Annotated in this window: 5 protein-coding genes and 1 rRNA gene; 4 read left to right on the top strand and 2 right to left on the bottom strand. The window is 34.1% G+C overall.

Features of this window, described 5'->3' with window-relative positions; genetic code table 11:
* Positions 1-97: ribosomal RNA gene (gene rrf / locus ABFR62_11305) — 5S ribosomal RNA — on the top strand; the annotation flags it as partial.
* Between the two features lie 381 nt (positions 98-478).
* Here rrf and ABFR62_11300 read toward each other — a convergent pair.
* Together ABFR62_11300 and tsaD are read right to left on the bottom strand one after the other, a co-directional pair.
* Entirely contained in the window at positions 479-892 is a 414-nt protein-coding gene (locus ABFR62_11300) for a DUF2141 domain-containing protein (GenBank protein ID MEN8139005.1), read from the bottom strand.
* Between the two features lie 337 nt (positions 893-1229).
* Entirely contained in the window at positions 1230-2252 is a 1023-nt protein-coding gene (gene tsaD, locus ABFR62_11295; protein ID MEN8139004.1) for a tRNA (adenosine(37)-N6)-threonylcarbamoyltransferase complex transferase subunit TsaD, read from the bottom strand.
* A gap of 230 nt (positions 2253-2482) precedes the next feature.
* On the opposite strand from tsaD, the gene ABFR62_11290 reads away from it, so the two are divergent.
* From ABFR62_11290 to sucD, 3 genes are all read left to right on the top strand, one after another.
* Positions 2483-6874, top strand: coding sequence for a translocation/assembly module TamB domain-containing protein (locus tag ABFR62_11290; GenBank protein ID MEN8139003.1), 4392 nt, complete (start codon positions 2483-2485; stop codon positions 6872-6874).
* A 130-nt stretch (positions 6875-7004) separates the two neighbouring features.
* Entirely contained in the window at positions 7005-7937 is a 933-nt protein-coding gene (locus ABFR62_11285; GenBank protein ID MEN8139002.1) for a UDP-3-O-(3-hydroxymyristoyl)glucosamine N-acyltransferase, read from the top strand.
* A gap of 143 nt (positions 7938-8080) precedes the next feature.
* Entirely contained in the window at positions 8081-8959 is an 879-nt protein-coding gene (gene sucD, locus ABFR62_11280; GenBank protein MEN8139001.1) for a succinate--CoA ligase subunit alpha, read from the top strand.
* Positions 8960-9256: the final 297 nt, after the last annotated feature.

The raw sequence follows: 9256 nt of genomic DNA, 5'->3' as shown, positions 1-9256 counted from the left end.
GTTGGTGAACACCTCTTACCATTCCGAACAGAGAAGTTAAGCCCAACCGCGCCGATGATACTCCCCGAAAGGGCGGGAAAGTAGGTCGCTGCCAATCTTTTAATAACTCCTGATTACTTTTGTAGTCGGGAGTTTTTTTTTGCCCTGAATTTGGCTTGGGATCATATTTTGAATCAAGTCAATTTGGATCAACATTATTTTATGAGGAGTGCGATATTCTACGCATATTTTTTTCTCGCAAAGAGATAATGTTTTAGATGGGTTTATTTATTAGCGAAGCTTAGCGGTAACTATATATTAAAATTATCGTGAATAATTTTGAACACGTCGTATCTATTGTTGTCGTTTTACACGACTTTGCGAGCTTTGTATTTTTATCTTAATTCAGAATAAGTTAATTTTCAAAGGTCTTCATGATGTGCTACGCAATTGCGTTCTTTACGCGGAATAAAAACTCAGAATTAATAATTCATAATAATTACTTCAGCGAAATACTTTGTGTAGAAGTCTCATAAGGAATGACCTTAAACTTAGCTTCCGAAAATTTAACATCAGTAAATTTTATATCCAGATTGTTAGAAAAACCGTGTGGCTCTTTAGGTCCAAATCTTCCAATGTTAAGTTCGTTGTCTTCATTGTTGTCCTGATAAATTGAAATAGCGTAAAAACCTTCAGGTAAGTTGCTGAAACTTAGCGTAACAGATTCATCATCTGATTCTTTTTTTTCAATTTTAAAGGGGTGTTTTAGGAATGATTTATTAGAATTATAAATAGCGACCATAATCTTACCTTTGTCGATGTTGATGTCATTTACTGTTAATTCTAATTGACCCTGAGCAAAAACTGCACCTAATGAGAGCAGTAGTGCTAAAATTGTAGATGTGAACTTCATAATAACAAAATTTAGGCGTTACTTCAAAATGTACTTAGTCGTGAAGACAGGTATTCGGTATGAAACTAAAACTATTGAGTTCAAAAAAAGAAGGATATGGTAAACTTCAACTTCGTCAATTAATCATAAATCTGTCTTCTAAAATAGCAGAACAAAAAGTGTTACAGTTATTGTAATTTGGGTCTACTAAAGTTACTAAAATTTTTAACGCGAAAGGAAAAAAAATATTGTTTTAAATAACTTTTTTTTAATCTAAATTATTGAAGCAGAGGAGGGTGTGTTTTTTTTATAAGAAAAAGGCTGAAATTAAATTTGTAATAATTTCAGCCAAAAAAAATTACAAGCTATATCTTGCTTTTGCAGCAATTGAAATATCGCTGAATTCTTTTTCTAAATATTTTAAATATCCCACAATTGCTATCATTGCAGCGTTGTCGGTAGTAAATTCAAACTTTGGTATATGCGACTTCCAGTTCCAGTCTGTTTCAGCTTTTCTAAATCTTGATCTAATTTCACTGTTAGCCGATACTCCTCCTGCAATGGCAACTTCCTTTATCGATGTTTCTTTTACTGCTTTCTTTAATTTATCCATTAGTATTTCAACTATTGTATATTGTATTGAAGCACAAAGATCATAAAGGTTTTCTTCAACAAATTTCGGATTTTCCTTTTCTTGTTTTTGTATAAAGTAAAGTATGTTGGTTTTTAATCCGCTAAAGCTGAAGTTGTAACCGTCAACTCTCGGTTTGGTAAACTTAAATGCTTTTGGATTACCTTCTTTTGCGTATTTATCTATTAGCGGGCCTCCTGGATATGGCAGGCCTAATATTTTAGCACTTTTGTCAAAGGCTTCACCGGCAGCATCATCTATTGTCTCTCCAAGTATTTCCATATCGAAATAATTAGAAACTTTTACTATCTGAGTGTGCCCACCCGAAATAACCAGTGTAAGGAATGGAAATTCGGGATTCGTCATATCTCCGTCCTGAATAAAGTTTGCAAGGATGTGTCCCTGCATGTGATTAACTTCTATCAACGGTATGTTGAGTGACATGGAAAGTGATTTAGCAAACGAAGTGCCTACAAGTAATGACCCCATTAATCCCGGACCTCTTGTGAATGCAACAGCACTAAGTTTTGATTTGCTAATGCCTGATTTTTTTATGGCAGCATCAACAACTGGAATGATGTTTTGCTGATGTGCTCTTGAGGCTAATTCGGGAACAACACCACCATATTCTTCATGAACTTTCTGCGTTGCAACAACATTCGAAAGGATTTTTCCGTTTTTAATAACAGAGGCACTTGTATCATCGCAAGAGGTCTCAATTCCTAGTATAAATATATCTTCCAAATTAATTTTAATTTTTGGCACAAAATATGTGCTTTTAAGTTGATAAATTATATTTTTGAAAGTTATACCAAATATCCGAACGTAAAACCAGCATGTAGTGGTGTTTGTTTTAATTTGGTATTTCCCATTTAATTAAAGTGCAAATTTAATAAAAGATTACTATCAAAAGGCTAAGAGAAATAATATTGAGGATCTCGCTTGTATTTTTAGCGATATTCTTGATTGTCTCATTTATTTTGAGTTTATCACCTGTACAAACTAAAATTGCACACTACTTAACTTCTGAAATCAATAAAACATATGAAACTAATATTTCGATCTCGAAAGTCGATTTGTCAGTTTTTGGAAAAGTAGTTCTTGAGAAAATTTCTATACTCGACCATAAGGAAGATACTCTGTTTCATGTTTCAAATATCCGGGGTAATTTAGATAAACTTGATTTAGTAGGAGGGAAGATGAAAATTGATGATCTTTTCCTGATCAATCCTTATTTAAATATTACGATTTATAAAGAAGACAGTATATCAAATCTGGATTTATTTATAAGGAAGTTTAGCAAGCCGGATAGCCTGAAAACCGAGAAATCCTTCGATTTTCAGTCTGCGGGAATCAATATAAAGGATCTTACATTTTTTTATCAGGATTATCGTTCCGGAAACAAGCAGAGATTTAACCTGACTAAGGTTGATCTGGCTGTTGATAATATAGCTATTAATCCCGGGGATGTTCGATTTAATGTAAATGAATTTAGTTTTGTAGCTAAAAATGGATTTATACTAAAGAAATTCAAAGGGAATTTTATTTATAGTTCTACAAATCTATCGGTTGAGAATTTAGAACTACATACACCTTATTCAAAGGTTTACTCTGACCTAAAGATTAACTATCCTTCAATAGATCATGTTATAAAGAAATCTCCGGAAGTAAAACTTGATTTTAGTATCAGAAATTCCACGGTTGGATTAAAGGATATTAATAAGTTTACTAAGATTACTGACTCCTACTACAAAGTAAAAATCTCTATGCAGGCTAAAGGTAATATCGACAGGCTAAAGGTGTCGAACCTAAGACTTAAAACTGCAAATAATTCAGAGATTATAGCAAAGATGGATTTGTATAATATTTTGTCGAAGGATAAATTTGATTATATAGCTGATATTAAAAAGCTATCGTCAGAATATGGTGATTTAATGAGTCTGTTGCCAAAGAAGTTGGAAAAATCTGTACCTCCTATTGTAGAAAATCTGGGATACTTTGATTTAACAGGTAAAGTAAATTTCAAACATAATTATTTGAATACCGATTTAGTTTTTAAAACTGATATAGGTATGCTTAAAAGCAATCTTGAGATCAAAGTAAAAGATTCTATCGAAAATGCTGGCTATAAAGGGAATCTTCAGCTTGAAGATTTTAACCTGAAGGAGTTACTCGATAATGAAAAACTTGGAATGGCCGCAGTAGATTTAGATATTGATGGCAAAGGATTTACTTTAAGTACTCTTAATGCTTATATAAATGGTAATGTGAAGCGGGTAGATTATAATGGCTATGAATACAATAATATATTGATTGAAGGAGATATTAGTGATAAGCTGTTTTTAGGTCAGTTGGATGTTAATGATGAGAATGTTGACTTAACTTTTAAGGGACTGGTCGATGCGCAGTCAAAAATTCCAAGGTACAAGTTTAATGTTTTTATAGATAAAGTTGATTTGGTAAAAACAAATGTGTTTACCCGTGATAGTATTGGCTTTTTGGAGGGTAATGTAAATATTGATATAGCAGGAAAAACATTAGATGATATTACCGGATCTGTGGAGCTTAATAATTTTGTGTATCAAAATGAAAATGACCTTTATTATTTTGATAAATTTAATGTTACTTCCACTAAGAAAGGTAACCACCATAAAATTACTATTGATTCAAAAGATGTTATTTCCGGAGAAATAGATGGAGTGTTTTATTTTGACGATATAGCCAATGTCTATAAAAATGCTGTAGGAAGTATTTTTAGAAATTACAATCCTGTAGAAGTTAGAGAAAGTCAGGATATGAATTTTGATATTTCTATTAAAAATAAGATTGTTGATATATTTTATCCTGAAGTAAGGTTTGAATCAGGAACAAAAATTACCGGTAGTATTGACTCTGAGACTAATCATCTAAAACTAAAGTTTGACTCGCCCGGTATTAGAATTGATAAAAATAAAATAGATTCAATTACTTTATGGGTAGATAATAAAAATACATTTTTCAATACCCTGTTAAAGATTAAAAAAATTGATAATAAGATATATCCAATTCACGATTTAAATTTAGCTCTGATTAATAAAATAGATTCTGTAAAGGTTTCAGCTAATTTTTCTGGAGGGGATTCATTATCTGAAAATTATAATTTAAGGTTTTATGAAACTTTAGATTCAAATTCCAATATTGTTTTTGGTCTGTTGAATTCACAGATTAACTTCATGGGGAATCAGTGGCAGTTAAATCCTTATAATGATAAACACAATAAGCTAACTTATGACCTGAAAGCAAAGAGCTTTGATTTAGACTCTGTATTAGTCACAAACGGGATACAGGAATTATTAGTCAGTGGATCAAAAAAAGGAGAAGATCAAATTTACCATGCTCATCTCGAAAATCTGGAATTAGGAAAGCTAATAAAAAAGACCTCTAAACTACAGGCAGAAGGGAGTATCAATGCAGATATTACTGTTGGTATATTGGGCGACGTGATAAAACCTGTAGCTAATCTTACAATTGACAGCCTGAGTTTGAACTCTAAATATATGGGGGATTTAACTTTAGGAATGCATAGCGATGATAATAATGGCGTTTATAATACGGAAGCAAGTTTAATTAGAAATGGACTTGAAGCTCTTAAAGCTGAAGGTATTGTTGATTTAGCATCAAAAATACCCAGCCTTGATGTAGATGTAGACCTGGATAAGATGAAGCTTATTATTGTCAATGTTTTTGCGAAAAAAATATTTAATAATATAGAAGGTTATGCGTCAGGAGAAGTTAATATTTCAGGTCCGTTAAAAAATCCTGATTTGAATGGTTTTCTCGATTTGCAAAGGGCCGGTTTGGGAGTGAATTATACCGGAGTAGGATATAATATAGAAGGAAATCAAAGAGTAACAGTAAAAGACCATGAGATAACAATACCTCCTGTTACTATTCGTGATAGCGAAAAAGGAACAAGAGGTTCTTTAAGCGGTACAATTAGAAATTATAATAATTATAAACGCTGGGATCTGGATTTAGAGGTAAAAGCAAATAACCTGCTTGCTTTAAATACTACCGAAGATGACAATCCTCTTTTTTATGGAGAAGTTTATGCTTCCGGAAATATTGGTATATATGGAGAAACTACTAAATTAAACTTTGACGTTACGGCTCGTACAGAGAAAGGAACTTTGTTTTCGATACCCTTACAGGATAGTAGAACATTAGGCGAAAGTTCAATAGTTAATTTTGTGCCTCCTCCTAAGGAATATTCCGAAGAAGAGTTATTTGAAATGGAAGAGGAGTATATTAAGGAATATGAGCAAGATTTCTTTAAAGGAATGAACTTAACCTTTAAACTTGAAGTTACACCAGAAGCTCAGGTAGAAATAGTTTTGGATGAACAGGTGGGCGATGTGATGAAAGGAAGAGGAAATGGGGTTTTTAAATTAGATATTGACACCAAAGGAGATTTTTCAATCAATGGTACTTACATAATAAGCGAAGGAGAATATTTGTTTACCATGCAAAATCTGATCAACAAGAAGTTTATAGTTAATCCCGGAGGAACAATCGCGTGGAACGGTGACCCGTTGGATGCGGTTATTGATATAGATGCCGTTTATAAAACAAAAACACAGGTTGCTTCTTACCTCGATTATAATCAGGAAGGAAGCTATAATAAATTGTTGGTAGAGCTAATATTAGAGCTGTCAGGACCACTGATGAAACCGGATATTTCTTTTGATATAAAAATGCCTGATGCCGAAGCGAGCTTGCAGTCGCAGTTGGAAATGAAGCTAAATGAAAGTGAAGAGGAACGCGGTCGACAGTTTATTATGCTCATAACCCTGAATTCATTTGCTTCTGCTACAACCGAAGTGTCTTTTGGAGGGAGTGTGGCGAGCAGTACGGCCGAATTGGTAGCTAATCAGTTGTCGAATATAGCTTCAGGAATAAGTGATAAATTTGATGTAAATGTTAGTTACACAACGGCTAATGCTACAAGTGATATAAATAGTGCAAGAGATAATACCGATGAATTAGAGGTAGGTCTTTCCAGTCAGCTTTTCGACGATCGTGTTACTGTTAACGGGAATGTAGGTGTACCTGTTGGAAGTAGTCAGTCTTCAATTGTAGGAGATGTGGAAATACTAGTAAATATTACAAAAGATGGAAGGTATAAAGGAAAAATGTTTACCCGACAGAATGTAGTGACGGACCTTTTTCAGAACGAAGGATATACTCAGGGAATAGGTATATCGTACCAAACTAACTTTGATACATTCCAGGAGCTAATTCAGAATTTATTCAAAAGAAAGCCTAAAGGCGAAATAGAAGTTATTCCGGAAATAAAAAGTTCTACCGATACTACAACCGTTAACTTCAAGTGATTGTAGTGTATCCGATTTCTAAATCATAAAAGTTTGAATTTTGATGATTAATGTCAAAGTTACTAAGTGCTAATATTATTAACTTGCCATGCTGTAAAAGGGCTAATTTAATTAATGAAAATTATAACAAATGAAATTTGATAGAATATATAATCTGGAAGAAATTGCTAAATTAATTGATGTTGAATTTGTGGGAGCTAGTGATTTTGAAGTTCATGGAATGAATGAAATTCATGTCGTTGAGCCCGGAGATATAGTTTTTGTTGATCATCCAAAGTATTACGATAAGGCTTTGGAATCGGCTGCAACGATTGTTTTAATTAACAAAAAAGTTGAATGCCCTGAAGGAAAAGCTCTGCTTATTTCTGATGATCCATTTAGAGATTTTAATAAGTTAACGAAGCATTTCAATCCTTTTATAGCTTCCTCATCGGCTATTTCGGATAGTGCTGTAATTGGTGAAGGAACAGTTATTCAGCCTAATGTAGTTATAGGTGATAATGTGAAAATTGGGAAAAACTGTATTATTCATCCTAATGTTAGCATTTATAAAAATGCAGTTATAGGTGATAATGTAATAATACATGCCGGAAGTATTTTGGGTGCTGATGCATTTTATTACAAACGTCGTCCCGAAGGATATGACAGGCTACTTTCAGGTGGAAATGTGGTGATTGAGGATAATGTAGAAATTGGGGCTTCCTGTACAATCGACAGGGGAGTTACAGGATCAACAACAATTAAATTTGGTACTAAAATAGATAACAGCGTACAAATAGGACATGATACCGTTATAGGTAAGCATTGCTTAATTGCTGCACAAACAGGTATAGCCGGAGCAAATATTGTTGAAGATGAAGTTACAATCTGGGGACAGGTTGGTGTAACCAGTGGAATTACTATTGCCAGAAAAACAGTTATCCTTGCGCAATCCGGTATAACAAAATCTACCGAAGCGGGAGTTACTTATTTTGGATCTCCTGCTGTTGAAGTTCGCAGAGGATATAAAGAACTGGCCGCTTTAAGAGATTTGCCAAACTTTATAAAAAACACAAAAAAATAGAGATTCTAAAAACATGATATTTTTCATGTGAATTCATTGTTTAAGCTATTAAAAAAACACATCTAATCATTTGCGAGGTTCACTATTAAATATACATTTGTATTTCGCAAATTTGAACTATAACATAACCAGAATTATATAAAATGAGTATTTTAGTAAATAAAGATTCAAAAATCCTTGTACAGGGGTTTACGGGTGGTGAAGGTACTTTCCATGCCGGACAGATGATAGATTACGGAACCAATGTAGTAGGGGGAGTAACACCGGGAAAAGGTGGACAAACTCACTTGGATAAACCCGTATTTAATACAGTTGCGGATGCTGTAAAAGAAACTTCTGCTGATGTTTCAATGATTTTAGTTCCGCCTGCATTTGCTGCCGATGCTATTATGGAGGCTGCAGAAGCCGGAATTAAAGTTATTGTTTGTATTACAGAAGGTATCCCAACTAAGGATATGGTTACTGTAAAAGAATATCTTGGAGATAAAGACAGTAGATTGATCGGACCTAACTGTCCGGGAATTATCACTCCCGACGGTGCTAAAGTTGGTATTATGCCCGGTTTTGTTTTCAAAACAGGAAAAGTAGGTATTGTTTCTAAATCAGGAACACTTACTTACGAAGCTGCCGACCAGGTTGTAAAAGCCGGATTAGGTGTATCTACCGCTATTGGTATTGGTGGAGATCCTATCATTGGAACTACTACAAAAGAAGCTGTTGAGATGTTTATGAACGATCCTGAAACTGATGTTATCGTAATGATTGGTGAGATAGGTGGGTCTATGGAAGCTGAAGCTGCCGAGTATGTTCGTGAGCACGGAACTAAGCCGGTTGTAGGTTTTATTGCGGGACAAACTGCTCCTAAAGGTAGAACAATGGGGCACGCAGGTGCAATCGTTGGAGGTAAAGACGATACTGCCCAGGCTAAAATGGAAATTATGGCTGAGTGTGGAATTCACGTTGTTGATTCTCCTGCAGAGATTGGGAAAAAAGTTGCTGAAGTAGTTAGCGTAAAGGCATAATTATTATAGCATATTAATATAGAGAAGCACCTTCATCATTATTTGATGGAGGTGTTTTTTTGTAATTATATTTTGGGCGTGCCCCTTCGCAAAGCTGCGGGTCGGGCTTTCAGCTATATCTTTTTGTTGCTCTTGATTCAACAGGTCCGATAGTTGTTCTTCGGTATGCTCATTAATCAGGACTGACTTAGTAAAGTAACTGCAACAAAAAGGATGCCGCCTCTATCCCTCACGCTGAGCTGGATAAATACAAAAGGAAAAATACTTTTTTCTTTTGTGTTTTCAGAACAGTGTAAT

This window comes from Bacteroidota bacterium (assembly GCA_039714315.1).
Taxonomy (GTDB): Bacteria; Bacteroidota; Bacteroidia; order Flavobacteriales; family JADGDT01; genus JADGDT01.
Note: the sequence above shows the minus strand (reverse complement) of the source record. Positions and strands in the feature narration are given on the sequence as shown.